The organism is Sporosarcina jeotgali, from assembly GCF_033304595.1.
GTDB lineage: Bacteria > Bacillota > Bacilli > Bacillales_A > Planococcaceae > Sporosarcina > Sporosarcina jeotgali.
Window position 1 is genome coordinate 633912 of the sequence record NZ_CP116341.1, and the last position, 26420, is coordinate 660331.

Consider the following 26420-nt stretch of genomic DNA (forward strand, 5'->3'; position numbering starts at 1 on the left):
GGATTCTAACTATTTAAAATCCTTTACGCTGAAGACGAGGGAGGTGAATACGTGCGCAACTTCATAGTAGTCTTATGTACTAGTCTTTTTCTGATGGTAATGCCAAGTGTTGGCTATGCAAATGAAACGCCGCAGGATCAGCCTGAGGACAAACCAAAGAGGGGTCTTGTTGGAGGGTTATTAAATCAAGTGAAAAACACTGTGGATAAAACAGTGAAATCTACAGGGGAGCTTGTAGATGAAACGGTTAAATTCACAGGCGATACTGTCGAACGTACAGTGGAGTTAACGACTGGGACCGTCAACACAGTTGTGGATCCAAAGCAGAAACCGGTGAAAACGATCGTTGAAAATACGACGAATTTTGTCGGGGAAACTGTTGAAAAGACAGTTCCGGTTGTGGAGCAGACGACCAAAACCGTGCAAACTGTTACTAACGAAACTGTAAAAGTGACGAAACCGCTTCCGAAAGTGCCTGTCGTGACACCTGTTGTTGATAAAACAGCAGAAACTGTCGATAAAGCAACGGCGCAAGTGAAGAAAACGGTCGATGAAACGGCAGGAACTGTGGCAGAAACAGTTTCGAAGCCTCTTCAAAAGCAACCGGCGACAAATACACTACCTGCAGTCGGTGAAAAGCCTAATCAGGATTTATCCAGTGACTCTTCAGGAGGACAAATGGAACAGCCGAGTCGCCCGATCGTGACTGAAAAGCCGCGTCAGGAACAATTTCCTGCAGCAGAGGAAAACCAATCTGAAATACCAGGTGGGACCCGGCCGTCACAAGAAAAACTGCCAGAGCAGAAGCCAGAAGCGGATAACGAGACCAAATCTCCCGCTAAAAACAATGTCAAAAGCGATTCTGCTATCTCGAAAGACCCGGCAGTAAGCGCAGAGATTACACAAGTCAATACTTATTCAACACAAGGCGTAAAACCGATTGAAGAGAAGTTTACGGTGGAGCGGAAAGCGCTGCAAGAAGGCAAGCAGCAAAAGGTGTCTTCAAATAAGAGCGAAACGAGGAAGACCAGTTCAAACGATGCGTATCCACTGAAACCATCTGGCAAAAGTTCTTGGATATCCAATGTTCAACTGATAACCGGATCATCTTCAATTAGTGTACCTGCACCATCGATTTCTTCAGGAATAAGTGGAGTAGGTGCAGTCATCTCAGATGATTGGTTGATGAAAGCGGAGATTACTCGCCAGAAATGGTATTTAGAAGACATTATAGGAACTCTTCAATGGAGCCATGCACCACCAGGACAACCACCCCAATCCACTCCTTTTTTATACGTGATTTAAAAAACGATAAAAAAGGAGAGAGATTAATATGAAAACGAATTGGATGAAATACGTTGGAATGACGGCTTTGGCTGGTGCTGTAATCGTATCAATGCCTGCTGCTGGTTTTGCGGATGAAGGAGAACAACATACAGGTCAACAGAAAGAGGAAAAGTCATTACTCAATATTCAATTGGAGGATTTTCCGATTGTGGGTGACGTGTCTGTTGAGTTGCCAAATCAAACCGGGACAGAAGAAAACTCATTGGCGAAGGTCCAAGTAAATGATGGGATTTTGGACAATGTGCAAGTTGATGTTGCTCCTGTTACGAAAACGCAAAACGAAGAAACGAGTTCGGAAAAGCGTACTGTTGCCACTGTAAAAGTGGACACCGCGCTAACGGATTCGGTGCAAGCAGATGTTGCAGCGAAGAAAAACAGCCAGGATAAAACGAGCAGTGAGTCAAGTACTGCACTCGTAACTGTTGAAGCGGAAGAGTTACCTGCAGTTGGCGAAACGACTGCTAATATTGTCTCAAAAGACGTCAGTCAAAAAGACGGCGTAACGACAGTTGACAACGGGGCGGTCCAAGCGGATCTCAAAGAATCTGAACTACTTGGAGATACACATGTCGGGGTTATTGAAAACCAAGCAGAAACAGATGAAGATGGATCTGCTCAACTGGATCAATCGTTAGTAGAAGTAACTGTCGATGACGCTCCAATTCTAGAAGACACGCATGTGGGTGTGGTAGATAACCACGTGAAGGAAACGAAAGACGGTTCATTCAATAAAGACGGAGGCGCAGTGGACGCAACTGTCGGAGAAGCACTCGGAGGTGTGTTGGAAAATACGCATGTCGGAGTATTGGATGAACATGTTGCGGTGACTGAAGACGGTTCGTTCAATAAAGACGGAGGCGCAGTGGACGCAACTGTGGGAGAAGCGCTCGGCGGCGTGTTGGAAAATACGCATGTCGGAGTATTGGACGAGCACGTAGCGGTGACTGAAGACGGTTCGTTCAATAAAGACGGAGGCGCAGTGGACGCAACTGTCGGAGAAGCGCTCGGCGGTGTGCTGGAAAATACGCATGTCGGAGTATTGGATGAGCACGTAGCGATGACTGAAGACGGTTCGTTCAATAAAGACGGAGGCGCAGTGGACGCAACTGTCGGAGAAGCGCTCGGCGGTGTGCTGGAAAATACGTATGTCGGAGTATTGGATGAGCACGTAGCGGTGACTGAAGACGGTTCGTTCAAAAAAGACGGAGGGCTAATCGACGGTGTCGTCACTGATCTATTAGGACTTGGCGGACTTCACCTTGGTGTACTCGATGAGCATATTCGTCACACAGAAGAAGAAACGAGTCGTTCAAACGGTCTGCTGCAGTTAACCCTATTAGACAAATTACTTGGAAATACGGCTGTCAATCTGCTTGCGAATAAAGAGCGAACGACAGAAGATGGCACTTATCAAAAACAAGGTATCGGAATGATTACAATCGATTTGCCTTTGCTTGGAGCTATCGATCTTGACTTGCTAACACGTGAATCTTTCGTTACTGCTGCGGCCGAATTACCTGGAGAAGATACGGAAGAACCAACTCCTGAACCGGGTGATGGAGATTCAGGCACTACGCCTGATGAGGATACAATTATTCCAATCATTCCCATAGTTCCCGCTGAACCGAACAATCCCGATGGCGGAAATGGAAACCCCGATGAAGGAACAGATGAAGCCGATGACAGCACAACGACTCCTGAAGGTGAAACCACTGAACCTGAAGAAGGAGGCGGAGAAGCTGAAGATGGTACTGCAACTCCTGACGGTGGAAGCGAAAACACACCGAATATGCCTGAAGGCACGCAAGATGGAGATGATTCGATGCTGGATTCGGATGACGGGAAAAAAAATACGGAAGATGATGGTGTGACTTCAATTCCTGGAAACTCATCTGATACTAGCATGAACGATGGAATGTATAACGGAATGGATTCAAAAGATGACACGGGAATGTCCGAGAATCCTACAATTGCTCAATCCGGGTTCGGATTCAATGGGGTTGGAGACTCTTCTAATTCCATGATGTCGAAACTGCCGCAAACAGGCGGTCTGCTCGATGGATTCAGCATGTTGTTGATTGGTGTTCTCACATTGCTGTCTGGAGCATTTATACGCAAATGGTCCATCCAATAAAATTACTTGCTGGATTCCTGATCAGAATCTAGTAATCATTGCAGAGTTTTGATGCATAGACTGACAAGGCGCCATCCAATCCGGACGCGGAATGGATGGCGCTTTAGTGTGCCAAATGACATATATAGCTATTAATATTGTAGGCGGAAAATAGGAAATAACTGAAAATAATAGAACGTATGGAAATGAAATGGTACACTGAATTTACCAAATAATATATCGAGGAGAAATGAAATGAAACGTATTTCAACAATGATTACGGCGCTTGCACTTACACTTGTTCTAGCAGGTCAACCAGCAGCTGCAGCCGCAAGTTTCCCGGATGTTCCAAAATCCAACAGATTTCACGATGAAATAAACTATCTAGTGGGTCAACAAATTATTAGTGGCTATTCAAATGGTAATTTCCAGCCTAAGCGCAATGTAACACGCGGAGAAGCTGCAATTATGATTGGACGTACGTTAAAGCTGGATGGAACAAAGCGCAATACGAAATTTAAAGACGTACCGAAAAGTAATGGGGCAAGCGGTTATATCGCTGCAGCAACGGAAAAAGGGATTATCGGAGGATATCCGGATGGAACATTCCAACCAAACAAGCCAATCTCCCGTGGAGATATGGCGATCATTCTATCGCGCGGATTTGATTTGCAACTTGGAGGTAAAAGAGATTTCAAGGATGTTGGATATAATATGAAAGCATCGGAAGCGATCAATCACATGGCCGGAAATTACATTACAACAGGTTATCCTGATAGTACCTTCCGCCCGAATGGTCTGGTAACACGTGAACAATTCGCTGCTTTTGTAGCGCGCGGACTAAGTCCGGAATTCAAACAGCGTACGCAAAAGAAAGATGGTTATGCATACGATCTAACTAAAAAATATGTATACGGGCAATCTGATGGAGATCTTGAAGTAACTTATAAAAAAGTGTCTACAAAGTTTGCTGAAACTTCGTTTACAGGCTTCCTTTGGGAATTTAAAAATACGGGCACGGGGAAAATAACCTATTTAGCTCAAGACGAATCTGATGAAGGGTTATTGCTGGCTTATCCTTTCTCAAATGGTATATGGGAACTAATGTATCCTGTAAAAGTGAACTCGAAATGGCAGCCTGAGTTAGATATGCAGGAACGGAAGACAATCACAGGGATTAGCAAGTCAGTAAAAACACCTTATAAAACGTTTACGAATGCAGTCGAAGTAACAGATAATGATGGAATGAAACATTACTTTGTAAAAGGAATCGGTGAAGTCAAAGTAATCGCAAAATCAGGAAAGACAATTACAGAATTGAAGTCGATTCAATAAACGTTTTATTCATTTGTCCAATATAGGGAGGAATGAGAATGAAAAGACTTACAACATTTTTAGCAGCAGGAACCCTGTCACTTGTCTTAGCAGTCCAGCCGGCTGCAGCTGCAGCACAAAGGGTTTGCTTGGAAAGGAACAAATCTGAAAACAGGTGAAGTGGATTATTCATTGCAGGAGGAAACATCGGATGAATTGATAACAGGCTATCCTTTTTCAGAATACTATACTGACTTGAAGTTTCCACTTAAGGCAGGCGTTCCTTGGTTTAACGGTACGGGTGAAGGGACAGCTAAAATTACAAATTTATCTAAGACTGTGAAAACGCCTTACAAGACATTCACGAATGCGGTGGAAACGACTTCTGAGACGGGTTACAAGGTCTACTATGTAAAAGGTGTAGGCAGCGTTATGACAATCGACCAGGCAGGAAAAGTAGTACGCGAATTGAAATCTATGAAGTAAAGAAAAGCGTCAGCCTGGAGCTGGCGCTTTTTCCATATTAAAAAGTAGAGTTTTGGTATACTAGTTTTATTCATAATAAAGAGGAGTGAGTCCATGAAACGTCTATTTCCAATCGTCACAATTCTACTAGTATCAATTTTGCTAGCAGCACAACCTGCCGCGGCCGCTGTCAGTTTCCCGGACGTTCCGAAATCGAACCGGTTTCATGCTGAAATTCAATATCTTGTATCCAAATCTATCATCTCGGGGTATCCAGATGGCACGTTTGCTCCGAAGAAAGAAGTTACACGTGCAGAAGCAGCGATCTTTATCGGCCGCCTGTTAAATTTAGATGGAACAAAACGTGCAACTCAGTTCAAAGACGTAGGTAAGAATTTATCTGCAAGTGGATACATTGCCTCTGCTGCAAAAGAAAGCATAATTAACGGATATCCGGATGGTTCCTTTAAGCCGGATGCGCTTATTTCACGTGGAGATATGGCGGCAATCGTAGATCGTACATTCGACTTGCAATTCACGTCACAGTTTTTGTTTAGCGATGTCGGTCAGAATATGCGCGCAGCCATTGCCATCCGAAAGATTTCAGCAGCTTCGATTACTGCGGGATACCCGGATGGAACATTCAAGCCAACGGGGAACGTATCACGGGAACAATTTTCCGCTTTCTTAGCGCGAGGCCTTTCTGCAGAATTCAAGCAGCGTTCCGCAATTGCTGACACGTTTGCTCATGACAAAACGAAGCAGTACACATATGGAGGAGCCGCAGGTGACCGACTTCTAACTTATGTGAACAGTACGCTTCAAATCTCTGGCAGTAAGCTGGGGTTCGTTTGGCAGGAAAAGGACGTGAAAACAGGAGAGAGCCAGTACTTCATTGAGGATGAAAGTTATCAAGGCTTTGCAACTGGGCTTCTTCAATCCGACTACTATACCGAATTGCTTTATCCAATTGAAACGGGCAAGTCATGGAGCTACTATCAGGAAAAGAGTACGTACACAGCTGTGCATAAGACAGTGGCAACACCTTACAAAACATTCGCGAATGCAGTGGAAGTGACCACGTCAACTGGGTACAAAAACTATTATGTAAAAGGCGTTGGCCTTGTTAAAGTGATTGATAAAAACGGGGATACTGTGTCTGTCCTGAAAGGAATTAAGTGAGTTGATTTGTAGAGTGCACTTAAGTTCTTGTAGTCCGGATAAAACCTTGGAAAGCGATCATAAACATGCGGAAGTGATCATAACCCATGGAAAGCGCTCATAAACATGCAGAAGTGATCATAACCCGTGGAAAGCGCTCATAAACTTGCAGAAGTGATCATAACCCATGGAAAGCGCTCATAACCATGCAGAAGTGATCATAACCCGTGGAAAGCGCTCATAAACTTGCAGAAGTGATCATAACCCATGGAAAAAGCTCATAAACACACAAAGCCGCCACCCCTTACCCCAGGAGTGGCGGCTTTGTGCAGTCAAAAATCACTGCACAGCATCTTTTCCATACTGTTTCCCAAACAACAAATCATACTGCAGCAACTGATACTCTTTGCTCAGCGTCTTCACAGTAGCGGGCGTCTCGCGGGACAGTTTGCCATCCGCGTCAATCTTCACATCGCGTGTGAACCCTGGCATCTCTGCACCGAACTGCTCAAGCAATTCATAGTATGCAGGCTTACGGATCCCAGCCATCGTAAAGACTGCGGGTCCAAGCTGGTTCGGGCTCAAATGGTCGATGTCCGGAATTGGGGCATCGAAGTTATTCCACATCATTAAAGGAGTGGAACGCGTCTTCTCGAAATCACCTAAATCCCACTGACTTTCACCTAGCCCGCGAGGAACAAAGTCGGCAATTTTATACAATCGATAATCTTGTCCAATCGCTGGTAAATGATCTCCGAAGAAAGCAATTACTGTCGGTTCATCGGACTCTTTATAATGCGCAATTAATTGTTCCAATGCTTTATCCGCATCATAAACACCTTGTGTATACGAGCGCAGCAATACGTTATAAACGTCATCGATCCCTTCCGGCACGGTTGTCTGTACGTCAAAGTTTTCGTATTTATCTTCCGCATAGCCGGTGTGATTCTGCATCGTTACGGCATAAATGAACATTGGATCATCAGACGCATCTGTCCGCTCAATAATCGTCTTCGTCACTTGTTCGTCTGAAATGAACGGCCCTTTGTAAATGGGATCTTTAAATGAAGCATCGTCCAGGAATTCGTTGAATCCAAAATGCTTATACACATTCTCTCGATTCCAGAACCATTTTGCATACGGGTGGATTGCAAGCGTTTCATATCCAAGCCCTTTCAAATAATTCGGCATCGCAGCTGGCTGTTTTTCTTTAACGTATTGCTGATAGGGGACAGATCCTACTGGCAAGAAGTTGTTGGAAAAACCGGTCAGCACTTCAAATTCAACATTACTCGTTCCGCCGCCAAAGGTAGGGGACAGCAGCCAGCCTGTCTGATTTTCTCGGATGAACGGCATTGGATCAGGGGCAAATTGGATTTTCTCCAACAGCGTCGGGTCCCAGAATGATTCGTTCATCACAAAAATGATATTTGGTTTTTCATCAGAGGCAGTTGTCTCTTCTGAAGCCTCTTTTTCCAGTTTCTTTACGATATCTTCAATCGCTGATTTACTATAGCCATTGGGTGCCAGCACGATCGCACTTTGCATATTAAGCATGAACGCTCCATAAAAACCATTTTGCTGATAATTCCGTTCCTGGTTAAACGTAATGTTCGTAATCTCTGCTTTTTTAAGCGCTTCCTCCATATTTGGAAATGTTCGATAGAAGATGAACGCGCACATATAAGTAGCACCGAGCCCCACAAATAGGACGCGAACCCACCAAGGCAAACGCATAATGGGCTTGGGACGTTTCCTCAGCATATAGACAAACAGTCCAATGAGGATGGCAAGAACAACAATGATCCCAGCAAGCGCTGCTCCGACATTCGCTTCTTTATAAATATTCGGCAATAAGTTAAAGACATTATTAGCCAGCAATAGATCCCATGGAAATAAGTTCTCGCCAAGGAAGCTGAATTTGAAATAACTAAATACGGCAAGCAATATCGCGATGACATTCGTCACTATGAAACTGACGACAAAACGATTGATCACGCCCATTAGAATCAAGAATAAAGCAAATACGATGAGGACATTCAACAAGTAGGTTGTTGTCCGCTCTTGACTCCATGTCAACGCTTGTTCAAATGTACCAAGCAGGAAGGATTCCACGCCTATGATGAGGAGGAGGAACCAAATCATCGCAAATAGCATAGCGATAAAAGACTTTACATCAAATTTAAATTTCACGAAGGACACCTCTTCTCGAGTAGCAGATTTTCATTCCTCTATTGTAACATATTGGTCTCCATCACAACTTTCAGCAATAAAAAACCCTGCAGTTTCACACTGCAGGGTGACATTCATCGAACTTTAAATTCAGTTACACTGTCTTTGACCATCGATACACCTTGCGCATTTTTTGCGAAGTGAGTGACAACGAGACGATAGTTTTTGCCAGCTGTATACCCGGAAGCCGGTGCTTTTACGCTGACTTTACGAGCATCAGCTGTTTTGGAAACAGTAACGGGTTGACGCTCTCCGAATTCATTTTCTACATAAACATACTGATTCGTAAAGAATCTCTCATCCATTGCTTGTGTGAACTTGACGGTGAATGTCTTATCCTTATTTTCAGTTCGTGCTGATGTAGAAGGCTGGAAAGCGCGCTCTTGATGGGATTTGTTAGAATATCGGACTTGCAGCTGATCAAAGAGTAGGAATCCTTTGTCTTTTTTCGCCGATGATTGTTCTGCAACGTAGATTTTATCTAACGTTAATGGAGCTGGGGCAGAGGAAGGGATAGTTGCTGTGACGTACTTCCATCCGGTCCAATCCTGTCCGTTTTCCTTCGTAAAGTCCACGACAACTTCCTTGCCATTTGCATCTCGTAATGAACCGCGCAGCCAATGAGCATTTCCATCACCATATACCCAGACGCCGAGTTCTTTCGGGCTGGACGCTAACGGGAGTCCGCCGGTCCAGTTCAAGTAGGCTGCAGAAACGCCGTCTTTGTTAGCCGTATAATCATAATTCAAACGGGCAGAAGCATTTCCCTCGCGTGCTTGAATCTTCTTTTCAGAAGTGAGAGAAGCAGCAGCACGTATGCCTGAAGCATTCATACCTGATGTGGACTCAAATGATTCAAGACGAATCGGTTTGTCGGTAACTGTAACTGGCACTCTCTTCGTGGTACGGCCATAAGTTGCTGTCAGTGTTCCGGTTCCTTCTTTTGCTGCAGCAGTAAACGTTTTGTTATCCAGTGTTCCGATGCCAGCAGAGGCAGTTACATCGATTGCATCTGGATTGAAAATTACTTTACTGTTTTTAGATGTTCCCGATACATTCAATTTAATGGATTCACCTGTGCCAAGTGTTATCACAGATGGCGTGAAGACGATGTCATCAATTGTGTCTGTTACAGTAACAGGGACGTTAACTTTCGCATTTTCATACCCGACTGTTACCGTGCCGGATCCAGCTTTTACCCCGACGAACTTATTGTTTTCAATCTTCCCGATGCCGCTGGAGACTCCAAGAAGTTCTACATTAGCTTGATTGATGGTTCTTACATTCAAGTATTGATCGAGTGCAGAATCGACTTTAAAACCAACAGAAGCACCAATGCCTACTTGTCCTTCTTGAGCTTGGCTTGCTGAAATCGTTGCTGCTTTGTCATAAGGTGCAGTGCTGACTGCTTCAAGAATTGCGCTGACGGACCTGTCAGTCGAGCCTGAAGGACGGTTCGCAAGAGTCGGGTAGACGTTCCCGGGTTTACGGGTAACCATAGTCGTTGAACCGCCGCCATCCAAGTTCAACGCGTTGTATGCACCGATTGAAACTAAGTATTGAGCGAATTCTTTCATGGTCATGCCTGCACTATGACCTTTATAGCCCGAATCTGCAGTGACAAAGTAAACTTGCTGGCCGGTTTTATCCGTTGCAACAGCAGTACGTGCTGTGCGCTGAGTTGCTTTCCCGCTATTCGGATCGATTGTCATATCGACTTTTCCGTTCTGGACGAGCAAGGGACCAGATGCAAGCATGAATTTCGAGTCACGCCATTCTGGATCGACGTTGTAGGAAATCGAAACGGTATCGCCTTTTTTCATGTTTCTGATTTTATCAACTTCTGGTCCATGTGCAGAAAGGACAAAGCCTTTACTATTCGCGGGGACCGTCGCGGGTGTCGCTTGTCCGAATGGGCGGATAGCTGTTACAGTTCCAGTCACTTTTTCACCGAGGGCAAAGCCTCCTTCAGCAGATTTCGGAGTTGAAACGACCACTTCAAGTCCTGTTGCATTTGTACGAGTGGTCTCGTATGGCCAGCTGGAAGTGAAAAGGATGCTTTCGTTATCTTTACGCTCTCGATTCAACGAAGTCATCGTAACAGACTTTCCATTATGTTCAATCGTAGGGGAGAGCGTATATGTACCGATCTTTCCTTTATTGTCTGCAGTCATACCGAAAGCAGCAGGGGTATGCATGAAATCATTATAATTGGTGGAAACTGCACCGATATGCTGGATTTGACCGTCTTTTGTCAATAAATAACTCGGATATCCATTTTTGAAATGGAAAAGAGAAGCATTAATCGCACCGACAACATGGTGATTAATTTGTGTATGTGCGGTCGCAAGCGAATTGACGGTTGCCAGTTTGTTGAACGGTGTGTTAATGCCGACATCGACAGTTGTATAAGGCTTCGTCAGATTAATATTCAGCTGATTGAGCGTTTGAGGATTTCCATTAACAATAATGGATTGCTTGGCATGATAGACACCATGTGATACATTTGCAGCTTCTGCTTGCAGCAATGTGGTACTGAACAGGGCAACAGCGGCAACGCCAGAAAGCAGTGTGCGTTTCAAATTCATGAAAAAACTCCCTTAACTCTTATGATAAGACCAGTATAAGGAAAAAAATAAGGGAAGGATATAGGACTAACAATCTAATGATTACAAGAATAGAGAAAAATAGGCAAAAAGAAGCCTGGAGACACAGGGGGTCTCCAGGCTTCTTTTTCGGCCTCAACAATTCTTGCTATATTCTATAAAACAGGGTTTACCTACACGTATTATCTTACCACACTTTCAAGATAACACAAACACATTCGTTCACTTTTTTTAGAACCTTTGCAAGGGTGTCTTCGGACTTATTTTTTACAAAACGTCAAGAAACTTCTTCTACTTCTGGAGGTTCAATCTTGGATAACCCTTCTGCCTTATAAACAAAGATTGCAAATTCACCGCGAGTAATTGGGTCCACAGCTCCAAACTTAGTAGCAGACTTTCCTGATGTAATGCCGTTTTGAACAAGAGCGCCTACGAATGGTGCGAAACGCGAATTGACATCTGTGAATGGAATTGTCTCGTTTGATGAGGCCAATCCATAAGCGGCAGCGATGACTTTGGCCATTTCGTTTCGTGTCATCGTATCTGCTGCTCCAAATTGGGTTGCAGTTTTCCCGGAAATAACATCACGCGAAGCTAATGCATTAACCGCCCATGCTCTGCTTTTAGGGACATCTGTAAATCCAGCATCAGGCAAGTTGCTCGATTCAGAAAAACCTAGAGCGCGTGCTACCATCACAGCAGCGTCAATACGTTTAATGGAATTAGTTGTTCCGAATGTTGTACTCGTGATCCCTTGTGCATAATTGTTTGTAATTAGGTAATTGACTTCCTTTTCATAACGGGGACTGACGTCTGAAAATGCAGCGAGAGATGTGGATGCGGACATTGTAAATGCTAATACACCAGCAGCGAGTGCAGTTGTGATTCTTTTCTTCAAGTTAAGAGCCTCCTTAGGTACGTGCTTTGTTCAAGTCTACAATGTTTTCCAGTTGGGTGCAAAGGGACGAATGGCACAAAGGATGAATTCCTGACTTTTCGATACGTCCAATTTGGGGTATTCAAACAGTAGAAAGGCAAAAGTTACAGGTAAAGAGAAATGTTGAAAATAGTATTTGAGCAGTCTGTAAACATGAACTTTTCCGTTCTATGCTATACTTCAGCTATACAAATGAGCGTTCAGGAGGTTTCCATGAAGACAGTAAAAAAAGTGATCATACCAGCAGCTGGATTAGGCACAAGGTTCTTGCCGGCAACGAAAGCGATGCCAAAAGAAATGCTGCCCATTGTGGATATGCCGACAATTCAATATATCGTAGAAGAGGCGATTGCATCAGGGATTGAAGATATCATAATTGTGACAGGAAAAGGGAAGCGTGCAATTGAAGATCATTTTGACAATGCGCTTGAATTAGAAGAAAACCTCATGCAAAAAGAAAAATATGACCTGCTGGAAAAAGTGAAAGAATCAGCAGCGGTAGATATTCACTATATTCGTCAAAAAGAACCACTTGGATTGGGACATGCCATTTGGTGTGCTCGAAATTTTATCGGCGATGAGCCTTTCGGTGTCTTGCTGGGAGACGATATCATCCGCAATGATAAGCCGGCACTGAAGCAATTAATCGAACAGTATGAAGCGACGGGCTCGAGTGTTATTGGTGTCCAAGAAGTGCCGCACGAAGACATTCATCGATATGGAGTCATTGACCCGATTACGACAGACTCCGCACTTATGAAAGTCCGGAACTTCGTTGAAAAGCCCAGTCAGGAAGAAGCGCCGTCCGATTTCGCGATTGTCGGCAGATATGTGCTGACGCCAGAAATCTTTAAGATTTTGGATCAGAAGGAAGTCGGTAAAGGCGGGGAGATCCAGCTGACGGATGCGATTGAAAAACTAAATGCCACACAGGATGTGTACGGCTATGCGTTTGAAGGACGACGTTTCGACGTCGGTGAAAAGTTGGGATTCATCGAGACTACGATGACATTTGCGCTCGAGCGTGATGATTTAAAAGATGATGTGCTTGAAATGATGGAACGATTACTTGCAACGTACAAATCAAAAGTAAATTAAAAAGCATCGGCGTGAAGAGGAAATCTCTTCAGCCGATGCTTTTTCAAATGACAAGACAAACCGCACCGATAATAATCAATCCTACCCCGAACAATTTACGCTTCGTAATTGGCTCTCCTAATAGGAAATAAGAGAGTACGAATGTCCAAATGTACGTAATCGATGTGAGGGAGAAAACTATCGTGTATGGCATATAGCGGAGAACGATAATGTTCAGTATCGCTCCTGATCCGTAGCTCAATAATCCGATAATCAGCCATTTCACAAGTACAGGCAACTCTTTTTTAAAATCAGTATCAGACGCGAGCTTCAGAAAGTATCCGCCGAAAGCCCCGCACCAAGTCATGACGAGCAGCATTAGGATGAGCAGTAAGTTAATGCTCATCACCCCCTATCAACCAGACGCCCGCCAGGATTAATACGGTTCCAATTACGAGAGTGACACTGATGGGTTCATTCAAAAAGCTGACACCGTATACGAGTGCAATGACATATCCGATTGTCAGCAGCGGGTGCAGCACGGAAAGCCGTCCAAATCGGAAAGCGACTGTCATGAGTACGGCACCCATCCCATAGAAAACGAATCCGATCCACAAATGCCAGTCAAACAATCCGCCGCCAGCTGCGAGTTTCCAGAAAAATTGTCCGGTCGCCGTGCTGAAGGCAGCGGCAACCATTAGAATAATGCCAATTGGAGATGTCGAGCGTGTTTCACTCATCGTCCAGCACCTCCGTCGCCTGCGGTTCGAATTTCACGAAACTGATAAGGACCATAGGCAGCATAATCATTGAATTCGCCAATAGATACCGGAAGTCTTGTGCGGGAATACCGACGAACACGGCTCCGGTATTGAGCGCGACTGGCAGCAGTAATAACCAAGCGCGCCATCCGTTCCGCAAATAGGCAATGTACGTGAACAGTAGGGCAAGTGCTGTGTAAAATGCAGGACGCCACAAGAAAGGAATCGATTCATCTGCATTTTTCAAGTAATTGAAGGCATTCATTTTGCGGTCTTCATTCAACACAGGATTCACAAGGCCGAACTCGTTGTTCCGGGAAATGTGAGTCGTGTACTTACTCGTATACCCATCTTCCGGTTCATTGATTTGCCAGATGAGCGACGTTTGTTTGAATAACGCACTTGCAGCAATATCCGGATTTTGTTTCACGAGATGTAAATAAGTCCGTGCATATCTTCCCCAGTCGTCATAGATCGTAAAGCGATCATAGTCCCCCCACGAGAACTTAATGGAGTCGACACTATATGGATTATATTTCTCATGCCACTTTTCAATCGGAAAAATCCGATTTACATAATCACGCTGTTTCTCCGTCATGTCTCCGTCTTCCGTTACGATCGCTGCAATTTGCTGCGTCGGTAAAGCAAGCATTTCCTGCGGATCTGAAGGTTGTACGTCAAGTGCAGTATAAACAGGATTGACGACAATTTGGTAGATGAAAACCATTGCTGCGGCAACCGGGAATAACTTCATCCAATATGGGCGATACATGATAAGGACAAACGCTGTGACGATCAGGAATACCGGGAATCCATTATGTCGGAAAAACATCACCATGAAACCCGTTACCGCAAACCCGGCAATGAACGGCCAGCGCATGAGAACACGCCCGCCAGACCGGACAATCATGTACATCAGCAGCGTGAACAAAAGCAAAGCTGCACTGTATGCGACATCTTTCCAAAGTGTGATGGATGAAATGGCATGAACAGGACTAAGCGCAAACAGAATAAGTGCAATCCAAATGAAAGGCTTGGGAATTCTTGCCTGGTCAAGAGACCATCCAGCAATTCCTGTTCCAGCGCTTATCAATACGATTTGAAAAATCGCAATCATGGCGGGGGATTCCCAAATTGACAGCAAAACACTTAACAGCATAGTATGGACGACTGGATGCCAGTCAGTGTACTCATGTGTCAGTGCCTGATCCCATTGGGCAAGCGAATCAAGCGTCATGGCTCCCGGATAGAACGCAACTAAGAAGTATGTTGAAACCACTATGGAAGGAAGTGCATACAAGGCAATCTTCCAGCGGGAAACGCGAGTCTCAAAAGGTTTCAATGTGACAGACAAACACCAATAGACCACTGCAGTAATAATTGCCAGTACAGCTAAGATGACACCGAGCCAAACTGCTAAGATCACGATAATATGATTATCCGTTAAGTAAGGCTGTTCTCCGCGGATACTGGCAGCGATGAAAAGCGGGAAGAGCGTGCCGAAAATGGCATAACTGATTTGTTTTCCTCTCGGCAATTCACGCAGCATCGGCCAAAACCTCAGAGCATAATAGATAAATGCCACTAGGACGACCGCAAGGAGCAAGATAATCCAAATGGCAGCATTACGGATCGGCATGAAAAAGAATAGCAGCGATCCGCTAAAATAAAGTCCAAGAGCAGAAATGATCACCCAGCGAAGAAGATTCTTCGGCATTGGATCACCCTCTCTCTGAACGATCGCTTATACGATTCAATTGCAGCTCATAGTTTTTACGATGCGTCCCGGCAACCGTATCCAAAATGAGGCCGCAAGCCAAGGACAGCATGGAGAGCAGGACGAAGCCGACCGCTAGAATAGCTGAAGGTACTTTTGTGATGAAGCTCGATTGGACATATTCAACGATGACCGGTGTTCCAACGGCAAGACCGAGCACAAGGAACAGTGCTGCCCAAACAGAAAAGAACAGCATCGGTTTGTAGTCCTTGAATAATGTAAAGATCATGCGCAGCACTTTTGCACCGTCTGAAATTGTGTTCAATTTCGATTCACTGCCTTCAGGACGATCCCGATAGTCAATCTTCACTTCTTTAATGAGGAAACGGTTATCGAGTGCGTGAATGGACATTTCTGTCTCAATTTCAAAACCCGGACTTGTAACAGGCATCGATTTTACGAATAACCGATCGAATCCCCGGTACCCGGTCATGATGTCTGTAATATTACTTTTATATAGTTTATTAATGAGGCCCTTGACTAGATTGTTGCCAAATCCGTGGAATTGACGTTTGTTTTCATTAAAATAAGTCCCGTTTGACAAACGATCTCCAATCACCAGGTTAGCTTCACCTTTTTGAACGGGTGCTAAAATATCGTGCACGAATTCTGCAGGGTATGTATCATCACCGTCGACCATAACGTAATAATCGGCTTCAATGTCACGGAACATGGAACGGACAACGTTACCTTTACCTTGGCGCGGTTCAAATCGAACGATGGCGCCGTGTGCACGTGCCACTTCTGAGGTTCTGTCGGAAGAGTTGTTGTCAAATACATAAATCTTTGCATTGGGCAGTTCGCGCTTAAAGTCATCGATGACGCTGCCAATGGTCTGTTCTTCGTTATAGCAGGGTACAAGTATTGCGATTTCCATAGAGTATCTCCTTTTTGTGAGTAAGCTTAGAGTGCATTTTACCATGAACGGTGCGGATTATACAGTTTAGGTGGTTGCGCAATGGGAAGACGATGTTGATTTGCGCTTCGGGCGGACGCTTTCCGCGGGCTCGATCTCAGCCGCTTCCTTCGCTTTGCTCAGTCCAGGGTCTTCAATCTTCGCTAATTCCGCCGGAGTCGCCGCCCTGCGCCCCAATCAACAGTGTTGTCCAGGCGTTAGGATAGTAGTTCTGTAAAGGGCTAGTAGCGGTATGTACACATTGAATAAATAGAAGGGCAGTACTTGCCATAAGAGATTAAGTCAGTGGTGCTGTCATGGATTAAGAGTAGTCTTCTAAAAAAGAGCTAAGATAAAACCCTCATCAGTTTGATATCAAGTGAAGGCTAGCAGCTTCCAATGTTTTGAATTTCGGAATAGAACCTTGTATACTTTGGCTATTGAAATAGGTATTGAGAATGGGTAGATGTGGGGGAAGAGAAAATGACGGAAGAGATGGATCGATATAATAAGTGGTTGACACACGAGTCCCTGCCGGAAGCGCTTCGGAATGAATTGGAAGCGGTTGCGGGGGAGGAGAAAGAGGTGGCTGAACGGTTTTATCGGTGGCTGGAATTTGGAACTGGCGGAATGCGAGGTCTTCTTGGTGCTGGAACGAATCGGATGAATCAGTATACGATTCGCAGAGTGGCTGAGGGATTAGCAAGGATGATCGAGGACCACGGATCTGGAGCGAAGCAGCGCGGCGTAGCGATTGCCTATGATACACGCTATCAATCAAAGGAGTTCGCAATGGAGACGGCAAGTGTTCTGGGTGCACACAATATTCGTTCGTTTGTGTTCAGCGAACCTCGACCTACACCTGAATTGTCGTTTGCAGTTCGTGAATTGGATGCGTTCAGCGGAGTGGTGATTACGGCGAGTCATAATCCAAAAGAATATAATGGGTTCAAAGTGTACGGGGAAGATGGCGGACAGCTGCCTCCCGAGAAAGTGTCTTCCATCGTGCATCATATGGAAAGAATCGATGATATCTTTTCAATCCAGGCTCATGAGGAATCAGTAATCCTGGAGAATGGATTGCTAACGGTACTAACATCGGGAATGGATGATTTGTATCAGAATCAAATAAAATCACTTCGGCTCGGCGAGTTTCCGCGAGATGACGTTAAAATCGTCTATACACCAATTCATGGAACAGGGAATACACCTGTTCAGCAGGCGCTGAGAAACTTTGGCTACGAAGGTGTATCTGTCGTTCCTGAACAAGAACAGCCTGACCCTGAGTTTCCAACAGTTCCTTATCCGAATCCTGAAGAAGAAGAGACTTTCCGTCTTGCAATCCAGCTTGGCGCAAAACTAGATGCAGATTTACTGCTCGCAACGGATCCGGATGCAGATCGTTTAGGGGCAGCAATTGCGTTGCCAACGAGCGGGTATGATCTGTTAACAGGTAACCAGCTAGGGGCGCTGCTGCTGAATTATTTGCTGGAACAACGAAAGCAGGCAGGAACGCTGCCTCAGAATGGAGTCTTGCTGAAAACGATTGTCACGTCAGAAATGGGACGCGCAATCGCAAGCGAGTATGGAGTTGAAACGGTTGATACGCTAACCGGGTTCAAATACATTGCTGAGAAGATTGAAGAGTACAGCAATACGAATGAATATGAGTTCTTGTTCGGGTATGAAGAAAGTTACGGGTATTTAATCGGAGACTTTGTGAGAGATAAAGATGCGGTTCAAGCTGCGGTTCTCACTGCAGAGGCGGCTGCGTATTACAAGAGTCAAGGAAGTTCACTGCACGCAGAACTGCAAAAGCTTTACAAGAAAGTCGGTTATTACAGGGAATCACTTCAATCCATCACGATTCCGGGGAAAGAGGGAGCAGAAAAGATTGATAACCTGATGGCTTCCTTTAGAAAGAACCCCCCAACTGAACTGGCAGGCATGAAAGTGAAAACAATAGAGGACTACGAAACAGGTACGATTCATTCTATTGATGGAACGAATTTAAAAACAGCCCTTCCAAAATCCAACGTTTTGAAGTTCCGATTAGAGGACGAATCATGGTGCTGCGTCCGTCCTTCAGGAACAGAACCGAAATGTAAATTCTATATTGGCGTTCGCGGAGACAGCGGAATGGATGCCGTCAACAAATGTGATGCGCTCGAAAAGTCCATCATGTCATTGGCAGAGTCGTTAACCTAAATGAAAAGGGATTGCGTGACAAGCGTAATCCTTTTTATTGTTGGGAAAGGGAATATCTTCTTCAGGCCTTCTTGGAAGTGGATCTACACTTCCAGACCATGAAACTATGCAAATTGGTTTCTATTTTAAAGAGAGTAGTGTATATTAATCTACGAAACAATTTTGTGAAAAAAGTAATGTTTCTGGAATATTTTATTTACAAACGTAATGTTTACCACTACCATTGTGACGGGTATTGTCTTACAATAGAAATCTATTCTGCTTTCTATGAATAGATTCTAATTTTCAGTTTGAGAGGAAGATTTATTAATGAAAAAGTCTAATAATTACTCTAAATTTGTTGCTACGGCAGCTACAGCTACACTTGTTGCAACTGCAGTAGTACCAGCAGCATCTGCACAAGAAATGAAATTTACGGATGTCGGCGATCGTTATGCAGACGCTGTAAACTACTTAGTAGAAAACAATATTACGCAAGGTCTTACTGAAACTAAATTCGGTACACAATCAAATATTAAACGTGTAGACGTTGCAGTACTCATCGCTAAAGCAACACTAACTGAAGATGAAATCACGAATGCACCTGCTTCAACTTTCGGTGATGTACCAGCGCGTGCAACTAAATATGTAAGTGCATTAAAAGCAAAAGGCATCATCAATGGTAAAACAGCTGCATCATTCGGTTCTGATCTATCAATTACACGCGGTGAAGCTGCAATCATGCTTTCAAAAGCTTACGAGATTGAAGGCGACACAGCAAACGTGAAATTTGGCGACGTGGGTACACGTTACAAAGACGCAGTAGCAGCACTTGTCGACAACAAAATCACTACTGGTAAGACGGACTCTAGCTTCGGAACAGCACTATCTATTACACGCGGTGAGCTAGCAATCTTCTTACACAGATTAGAGACTCTCGACGCGACACCAGCTCCAGAACCTGAATACAAAGTAGACAGCGTTGAAGCTATCAGCGGTACACAAGTACAAGTGAAATTCACTGAAGCTGTTAATTCTGCTACATTGTTTGCAAATGGTAAGATGGGCGAGTTTAAAAAAGACGTATTCACAATGTCTCCAGTAGGTAGCGCTGAAAAAACTGGTGCAGTTTCAGGAATGCTTTCTGAAGACGGTAAAACGTTAACAGTTACAACTGGAAATGTTGTTAAGGGCGATTATACAGTAGTTATCAATCAATTAATGACTAAAGACGACAAAGTGATTGAGAAGTTCTCTAAAGTTGTAACAATTGCTGCAGATACAACTGCACCAAAAGTGCTTACAACTGAAAAAGTGAACTCTACACAATACGTTGTGAAGTTCTCAGAGCCAATGCAGACTTTAGGCTCAATCACATACAAAGATGAAAATGGAAAGACCCTTAATAATGTTGAAACTGTATTTAATGAAGGCGATTCAGAAGTGCTATTCAAGCTTCCTGCGAGCATTGAAGCCGGAAAATCTGTGAAGGTGCAAATGGTTGCGGCGAAAGATATGTCAGGTAACCTTATTTCTCCAAACCCGACAGAGCTTACATTAACAAAAGGTAAAAAAGATGGGCAAGCACCGACAGTGAATTCAATTGAACAAATCAGTGCAAAACAATTTACAGTAACTTTCTCTGAAGAATTGGTTGGGAATCCCGCTGTAACAATTGGTGGAAAAGAAGCAACTAAAGTTGAAGTGAATCCAGAAAATCCACTTGAATATGTGGTGACAACAGAAAGTGACCTTACAACAGCGCAAACTGTAGTAGTTGATAGCTATTCTGACTTAAGTGGCGAAACGGGCACAAAGTATTCAAAAGTTGTAACGTTCTCTCAAGATAATGAAGCACCTGCTGTAACATCTACAAATGTGGTAGCAGATTCTAACGACTTAAAACAATACGTAGAGTTCACATTCAATAAAGACGTAAACATTGATACTGCTCAGGTTACAGTGCAAGGTAAATACGTTAAAAACTATATCACTACTTCTATCGGACAATTGGATGCTAAATCATTGGCATACAAAGAAGAAGGAAACAAAAAGGTAGTGCGCGTTGCATTGAAAGACTTGCTTAATGGAAAAGATTTTGAAGGTGCAGCATATGACTTAACATATTCATTGGAAGACGTTAAGTCTGATGCGAATATTGCCTTGAAAGAAAAAACAGGAGAGTTAAAGTTCACTCGCGTTGCTGACGGTACACCTGTAAACACTCGAGTTGTGGCTGTGAAAACAGCTTTGAAGAATGAAGAAGATAACAACCAAGTCATCGTAACATTCGACCAAGCTGTAGAAGGTTCCACTGCGGTGAATAAAGCGAACTATTCAATCAATGGGGCTTCAATCGATAACGTGACATTACTTCCGGTTGCTAAAAATAAAACTCAGCAAGCTGTGTTGCATTTGACTCCAGGATCAAATGACTTTAATGGTGAGCGAGCAATGACAATTCAAAACGTCAAAGCATTGGGCTCAACACAAACGATGGCGGCTTGGAATGGTACGATTAACTTGAATGAAAATATTGCTCCGACAGTCAAGTCTGCTAAATTGACTGACACAAAAGAGATTACATTAACATTCTCAGAAGCTGTAACAAGCGGAACTGAAATTGATTTTGAAATTCTTATCGATGGTAAATCACTCGCAACTCCATTGAAAGTGAATGCAGTTGTTGGCGAAGAGGCTAACCAAGCAGTCATTACACTTGGTAAAAAAGATTCTGCATTCACGACAGAACAAATCAATAAGGGAATCACATTAAAGCCAGTCGATACTATGGACATTAAAGACATAAGCGGAAACATGCTTTCTGTACCAGCAAACATTACAATTACAAAGTAAGTTGAATTCGAAAAGGCTCTCCGCAAAAGCGGAGAGCCTTTTTCAATCTCTGGTTTTTTCAATACAATCAATACTTCGGCGGAATCGGCATTCCATTAGCATCCCGATCCTCAGCATGACGCACTTGCTGCACGATATCGTTATTCTCTGGAATGATATACCCGCCTAAATCCAACTTTTCAGTAACCGGGGACGTCAAATCTCCCTTATCGTGACTGGAAGTATCCCAGAAATCACCTTTATCTACGTACAATAAGAAAGACCCGTTTTCAACAGCCGCTAAATAACGATCCGTTTCGTCTTCTGTCAAATCCATCTCGGTCAATGCTCTCCGTGCAGGCTGTTCGTCGGATAGAAATGCTGTGAATCGGTCCCACCACGACGCATCGACGTCTTGTATCTCAGCATCTGTTCTGCCGCGGACAATCGAAACATCTTCTTTATCCTTCGTTACCACATACATATTGTCTTCAGCAATCCCATTTTTGTGCAGTTCCTGGATCTTATCCAACAGCTCATTTTCACTTTGAAAAACGCCGGCAAATTCTCGATTCATTTTCAATTTCCTCCATTCGAATTAAGTGTTGTACTACTAAGGCTTTGTTTATAGATACCCCATCCCTTTAACCCGAAACAATGAGAATGACCGAACCTTCGTATAAAGACTAGAAAACCAAGTTACTAGAAACATCCCAATCTGTATGTTTAAAGGTCTTCAGAAAACTTGTCGCGGTGATATTCGGAAAACTGGATTACACGGACATTCGCAGTGTTCAATTCATGATAGATCTCTCGGCTGTCCCAAAACGAAATGGTACGATCCCGTTCGCTTGCAAGCAGCGCGATGACTTCGTCTGCAGTTTCAAAGTGTACAAATCTTCGAATGTAATGCTCTTCATCAAAGAAATAAGTGATTTTAAATTCTCTCATAGTCCTTCATCCTTTCAATTTCAAAAATAAAAACGGGCAGCCGCAATAGATGCAGACTGCCCGTTTCGTTCAGTCCATAGTCCGCGGTTTGCGTGATTTGGAACGAAGTGATACGAAAAGTTGAATGATGATTAAAAATACAAATGCTCCTGACATGTCCAGTCGTACATCCAGCCAGGTAGCTGTACGTCCGCCAGTCAATGATTGATGGAATTCATCGGCTGAAGCTGCGAGGAATGTTAAAAACGCCGCAATGAAAAAGCGAAAACGAATTTTAGGCAATAGCCAAAATAGTACTGCTGCAAGTGCGCCGAACGTGAAAAAGTGTGCACTCTTTCGAAGGAGAAATTCTAGAAAGTAGTAGTAGCCGCGTTCTTCGACTGAAATGATTTTCCCCCAATACGGAATTTCAAGTTTGGATAAAGGACCTTCAAGCGGCTCATTGGGCAGAAGCCGTTCCAAGTCAGGCACAATCGATTGCTGTTCGTATGTCTGACTGGAGGAAATGAAAAGTCCTGCAATAATGCCCATGAGTAAGATGACCACGACGAGTTTTTTCATGGTGCGAGTATAACATATTCTGGTGGATAATGCAGAGACAAAGTGGCGGCACTCTCTAAATAGGGAGAGTGGTATGCGACCGCTTGGGGCTGGAGGATGCCTTTTGCAAAGAGCCAAGGAAGTACGCCTTGTCTCTTCGCTTCGGCGACCTCAGCAGTCCCCTGCGCTGGTGTTTTCGTAGTAAAAGTGGTGCTCAAGCAAGTGGTATATCCGCTCAAGGAAGAAGAAAAGTGATCAAGCACATGGGAAATCCGCTCAAAGGATAGGAGGCGGGCGACCGCTTGGGGCTGGAGGATGCCTTTCGCAAAGAGCCAAGGAAATACGCCTTGTCTCTTCGCGTCGGCGACCTCAGCAGTCCCCGGCGCTGGTGATTTTGTTTAATCAGAGTTTTAAGACCCTATACCATCTACTTTGTTTCTCTAATGAAAGTGTAAAATCACGCAAACAATACCCGTTGATCGAAGTGGAAGGCGGCGACTCCTTAGGGATAAGCGAAGACTGAAGACCCCGCAGGGAGCGAAGCGACCGAGGAGGCTGAAGTCGAGCCCCTAGGAACGCGTCCGCCTGAAACGCAGAGAAACACCATCTACTCTTCAGTTTTTAAATACCCCCTTACAACCGCTACCTACTATTACAAAGAGTTTACAATCTACATAACCAAGTTAGCATCCAAAGAAAAAGGGAATAAGGAAAAAGACTTAACTCTTTAATAGGAATGAGGGACCTCCATGAAACGGCTCGTCTACTTAGACTGGCTCCGCATTCTCGCCGCACTTGCAGTTGTCACGATTCACGTTTCGGCAGGGGTTGTGACAGATAACGCGCAAGACTATGAAAGCCCTTGGATGGCAGGCAACTTTTATGAAGCCATCTCCAGATGGGCAGTACCCATGTTTGTCATGATCAGCGGTGCGCTTATGCTCAGCAGCACACGGGAAATCACAATAGTGTCCTTTCTAAAAAAGAAGTTGGCGAAAATACTGATTCCATTAATTGCATGGAGCATCATTTATTATGCCAATGAAGTACGAAAAGGGGAAATTCCATTTTCCATACAGGACTTTATCAAACGGTTGGCAACAGATGACATTATGTATCATCTCTGGTTTCTGTATATGATTGCAGGCTTGTACATCATTACTCCGTTGCTGAAAATACTGATTCAGCATGCAAAGAGAAAAGACATCGAGTATTTTCTAATACTTTGGCTTTTCGCATCAGTCTTTTCGAAATGGCTGGAATACTTCATAGGATATAGTTTTAAAATTGAATTATTCTTTGTGACACATTACATAGGATATTACGTGCTTGGTTATTATTTATTTACGTTCGATTTTCATGCCAAATGGAAAAACATAATGTATATAGGGGGATTCATAGGGTTCATCACGACATTTTTCATGACTTATCATGAATCATTGAAACTAGATGAACCGCTCGAACAGTTTTGGTATGACGAACATTCGCCAAATGTATTACTGATGGTGATTGCGCTATTTATGCTCTTTAAATCAACAAAAATCGGCAATGCAAAGTTGCCATGGGTCGGAACTGTTATCAGTCATGCAAGTTTTGGAATTTATCTCATACACGTACTGGTCATGCAAACTCTTTATCAGCAATTTGAATTTGTTTGGATTAATTTGCATCCGATAATCGGCATTCCGTATAAAGTACTTTTAGTCGTTACGATAAGTACCTTGCTGGTATTCATCATTAAGAAAATACCTGTGCTGCGCTGGATTATTCCTTAAGCCCGTCTTAGTTTAGCGTGTATAGCCGCTGGTCCGTTAATTAGTCTGGCTCCGCAGAGTTTTTGATGTTTAAATCGCGTCATCATTATTATAAACGGGCGCTAAGTCGAGAATTGATAAGTGCAAAGACATATAAATCACTGCTTGTTTTAATCGTAAAGGCGTACTGATGCTTTGTTAAATGAAATGGACGTCTATGGAGTGACGACGAAAAAACACTCCAACACATCTTGGCAGCTGCCCGCCATAGAACCAATCTATGTGCTACACTATTGTCAATTGCAAGTATAGGAGGATTCCGATGAAGCCGAAAATCTTTATCACTAGAATGATGGATGAACAAGTGGCAGCACCGCTCCGGGAGAAGTTCGATGTCCGGATGTGGGAATCGGAAACTGAGCCGGTCCCACGAACTGTATTATTGAAAGAAGCAGCGGATGCAGAGGCATTGTGGACCGTCATATCGGATCGCATCGACCGTGAGATCATTGAGGCAGGGAAGAAGCTGAGGATTATTGCCAATATGGCGGTCGGATTTAACAATATTGATATAGAAGCTGCGAAGGAACACGATGTTGTAGTGACGAATACACCCGATGTCTTGACGGAAACGACTGCGGATCTGACATTTGCGCTTCTTTTATCGACGGCACGTCAATTGACGGTTGCTGAAAGTGAATTGAGGAAAGGCAATTGGAAGTCGTGGTCTCCTATGCAATACACGGGGATGGATGCAGGCGGCGCGACGATTGGTATTGTTGGCATGGGTCGGATTGGCGAAGCGGTTGCGCGGAGAGCAAAGGGTTTTAACATGACCGTCCTTTATCATAATCGAAATCGTAAACCTGATGCGGAAGCGGCATATGGGTTTGAATATCGAGAGCTCGACGACTTGTTGAAAGAGGCGGATTTCGTTGTCCTTCTTACACCGTATACAAAAGAAACGGCTGGCCTCATTGGTGCAAGGGAGCTAGCGCTAATGAAGAAGACAGCGGTTTTGATTAACGTGTCGCGTGGCGGAATTGTCGATGAAGCGGCTTTGTATAATGCATTGAAAGATCATACGATTTGGGCTGCCGGCCTCGATGTATTTGAAACAGAACCTGTCCCGCTTGAAAATCCGCTACTTACACTGCCGAATGTCACGGTTCTTCCGCACATTGGCAGCGCGAGTATTAGAACACGTTTAGCGATGATGAAATTGAATGCACAGGCGATGGTAGATGTCTTGGAGGGGCGTGAACCTGAGAATCGTGTGGAATAAGGATGGTGCACGAGTGGCTTTGCATCCAACATATCTGACGCTCTCCAAAGGTTTTTCAGATGAATACTTTTCAATTACTGTATTGTTTGAATGCAACTTATGGTATCTTCTCACTAGTAGAATTTTAGACTTTATGTTTATTGAAATGACCATTTAATACAAAAGAATTTTTCTTAAATTAGA

20 protein-coding genes are annotated in these 26420 nt (G+C 43.9%); 10 read left to right on the forward strand and 10 right to left on the reverse strand.

The window, feature by feature from the left end; genetic code table 11:
- Nucleotides 1–51: 51 nt before the first annotated feature.
- The 5 genes from PGH26_RS02950 (at nucleotide 52) to PGH26_RS02970 (ending at nucleotide 6421) form a co-directional block, all read left to right on the forward strand.
- Nucleotides 52–1305, forward strand: a complete 1254-nt coding sequence (locus tag PGH26_RS02950; protein WP_323692540.1) for a hypothetical protein — start codon at nucleotides 52–54, stop codon at nucleotides 1303–1305.
- Between the two features lie 28 nt (nucleotides 1306–1333).
- The gene (locus PGH26_RS02955) at nucleotides 1334–3481 is read left to right on the forward strand and encodes a hypothetical protein (RefSeq protein ID WP_323692541.1); all 2148 of its coding nucleotides are present in this window, start codon (nucleotides 1334–1336) and stop codon (nucleotides 3479–3481) included.
- Nucleotides 3482–3715: 234 nt separating this feature from the next.
- The gene (locus PGH26_RS02960; protein ID WP_323692542.1) at nucleotides 3716–4795 is read left to right on the forward strand and encodes an S-layer homology domain-containing protein; all 1080 of its coding nucleotides are present in this window, start codon (nucleotides 3716–3718) and stop codon (nucleotides 4793–4795) included.
- A gap of 171 nt (nucleotides 4796–4966) precedes the next feature.
- Nucleotides 4967–5260, forward strand: a complete 294-nt coding sequence (locus PGH26_RS02965; protein WP_323692543.1) for a hypothetical protein — start codon at nucleotides 4967–4969, stop codon at nucleotides 5258–5260.
- 93 nt (nucleotides 5261–5353) lie between these two features.
- Nucleotides 5354–6421, forward strand: coding sequence for an S-layer homology domain-containing protein (locus PGH26_RS02970; protein ID WP_323692544.1), 1068 nt, complete (start codon nucleotides 5354–5356; stop codon nucleotides 6419–6421).
- 318 nt (nucleotides 6422–6739) lie between these two features.
- Here PGH26_RS02970 and PGH26_RS02975 read toward each other — a convergent pair whose 3' ends face one another.
- The 3 genes from PGH26_RS02975 to PGH26_RS02985 form a co-directional block, all read right to left on the reverse strand.
- Entirely contained in the window at nucleotides 6740–8593 is a 1854-nt protein-coding gene (locus PGH26_RS02975; RefSeq protein WP_323692545.1) for an LTA synthase family protein, read from the reverse strand.
- A gap of 113 nt (nucleotides 8594–8706) precedes the next feature.
- Nucleotides 8707–11220 carry a phosphodiester glycosidase family protein gene (locus tag PGH26_RS02980; RefSeq protein ID WP_323692546.1) on the reverse strand — a complete coding sequence of 838 codons (2514 nt, stop codon included), beginning with the start codon at nucleotides 11218–11220 and terminating at the stop codon, nucleotides 8707–8709.
- A gap of 295 nt (nucleotides 11221–11515) precedes the next feature.
- Nucleotides 11516–12136, reverse strand: a complete 621-nt coding sequence (locus PGH26_RS02985; RefSeq protein WP_323692547.1) for an S-layer homology domain-containing protein — start codon at nucleotides 12134–12136, stop codon at nucleotides 11516–11518.
- A gap of 252 nt (nucleotides 12137–12388) precedes the next feature.
- On the opposite strand from PGH26_RS02985, the gene galU reads away from it, so the two are divergent.
- Entirely contained in the window at nucleotides 12389–13273 is an 885-nt protein-coding gene (galU, locus tag PGH26_RS02990) for a UTP--glucose-1-phosphate uridylyltransferase GalU (RefSeq protein ID WP_323692548.1), read from the forward strand.
- A 43-nt stretch (nucleotides 13274–13316) separates the two neighbouring features.
- On the opposite strand, the gene PGH26_RS02995 is transcribed toward galU, so the two are convergent.
- Genes PGH26_RS02995 through PGH26_RS03010 form a run of 4 tightly spaced genes read right to left on the reverse strand, consistent with a single transcriptional unit; the run spans nucleotide 13317 to nucleotide 16667 of the window.
- A complete protein-coding gene (locus PGH26_RS02995) occupies nucleotides 13317–13658 on the reverse strand; it encodes an EamA family transporter (RefSeq protein WP_323692549.1) in 342 nt (113 codons plus the stop codon).
- On the reverse strand, nucleotides 13648–13992 hold the full coding sequence (locus tag PGH26_RS03000; RefSeq protein ID WP_323692550.1) for an EamA/RhaT family transporter: 345 nt from the start codon (nucleotides 13990–13992) through the stop codon (nucleotides 13648–13650). Before PGH26_RS03000 ends, PGH26_RS02995 begins: the two co-directional genes overlap by 11 nt.
- On the reverse strand, nucleotides 13985–15730 hold the full coding sequence (locus PGH26_RS03005; RefSeq protein WP_323692551.1) for a DUF6020 family protein: 1746 nt from the start codon (nucleotides 15728–15730) through the stop codon (nucleotides 13985–13987). The genes PGH26_RS03000 and PGH26_RS03005 overlap by 8 nt, the downstream gene beginning before the upstream one ends.
- 4 nt (nucleotides 15731–15734) lie before the next feature.
- Nucleotides 15735–16667, reverse strand: a complete 933-nt coding sequence (locus tag PGH26_RS03010; protein ID WP_323692552.1) for a glycosyltransferase family 2 protein — start codon at nucleotides 16665–16667, stop codon at nucleotides 15735–15737.
- A gap of 501 nt (nucleotides 16668–17168) precedes the next feature.
- Between PGH26_RS03010 and PGH26_RS03015 the strand changes: the two genes are divergently transcribed.
- Nucleotides 17169–18893 (forward strand): phospho-sugar mutase, encoded by a 1725-nt coding sequence (locus tag PGH26_RS03015; RefSeq protein ID WP_323692553.1) that lies wholly within the window; start codon nucleotides 17169–17171, stop codon nucleotides 18891–18893.
- Between the two features lie 309 nt (nucleotides 18894–19202).
- Nucleotides 19203–21728, forward strand: coding sequence for an S-layer homology domain-containing protein (locus PGH26_RS03020; RefSeq protein ID WP_323692554.1), 2526 nt, complete (start codon nucleotides 19203–19205; stop codon nucleotides 21726–21728).
- Between the two features lie 67 nt (nucleotides 21729–21795).
- Here PGH26_RS03020 and PGH26_RS03025 read toward each other — a convergent pair whose 3' ends face one another.
- The 3 genes from PGH26_RS03025 to PGH26_RS03035 form a co-directional block, all read right to left on the reverse strand.
- Complete coding sequence (locus PGH26_RS03025) at nucleotides 21796–22284, reverse strand: YflT domain-containing protein (protein ID WP_323692555.1); 489 nt, start codon at nucleotides 22282–22284, stop codon at nucleotides 21796–21798.
- Nucleotides 22285–22433: 149 nt separating this feature from the next.
- Nucleotides 22434–22658 (reverse strand): hypothetical protein, encoded by a 225-nt coding sequence (locus PGH26_RS03030; protein ID WP_323692556.1) that lies wholly within the window; start codon nucleotides 22656–22658, stop codon nucleotides 22434–22436.
- Nucleotides 22659–22727: 69 nt separating this feature from the next.
- Complete coding sequence (locus PGH26_RS03035) at nucleotides 22728–23219, reverse strand: VanZ family protein (RefSeq protein ID WP_323692557.1); 492 nt, start codon at nucleotides 23217–23219, stop codon at nucleotides 22728–22730.
- A gap of 728 nt (nucleotides 23220–23947) precedes the next feature.
- Between PGH26_RS03035 and PGH26_RS03040 the strand changes: the two genes are divergently transcribed.
- On the forward strand, nucleotides 23948–24973 hold the full coding sequence (locus tag PGH26_RS03040; RefSeq protein WP_323692558.1) for an acyltransferase: 1026 nt from the start codon (nucleotides 23948–23950) through the stop codon (nucleotides 24971–24973).
- A 301-nt stretch (nucleotides 24974–25274) separates the two neighbouring features.
- Nucleotides 25275–26237, forward strand: a complete 963-nt coding sequence (locus PGH26_RS03045) for a 2-hydroxyacid dehydrogenase (protein WP_323692559.1) — start codon at nucleotides 25275–25277, stop codon at nucleotides 26235–26237.
- Nucleotides 26238–26420 lie beyond the last annotated feature (183 nt).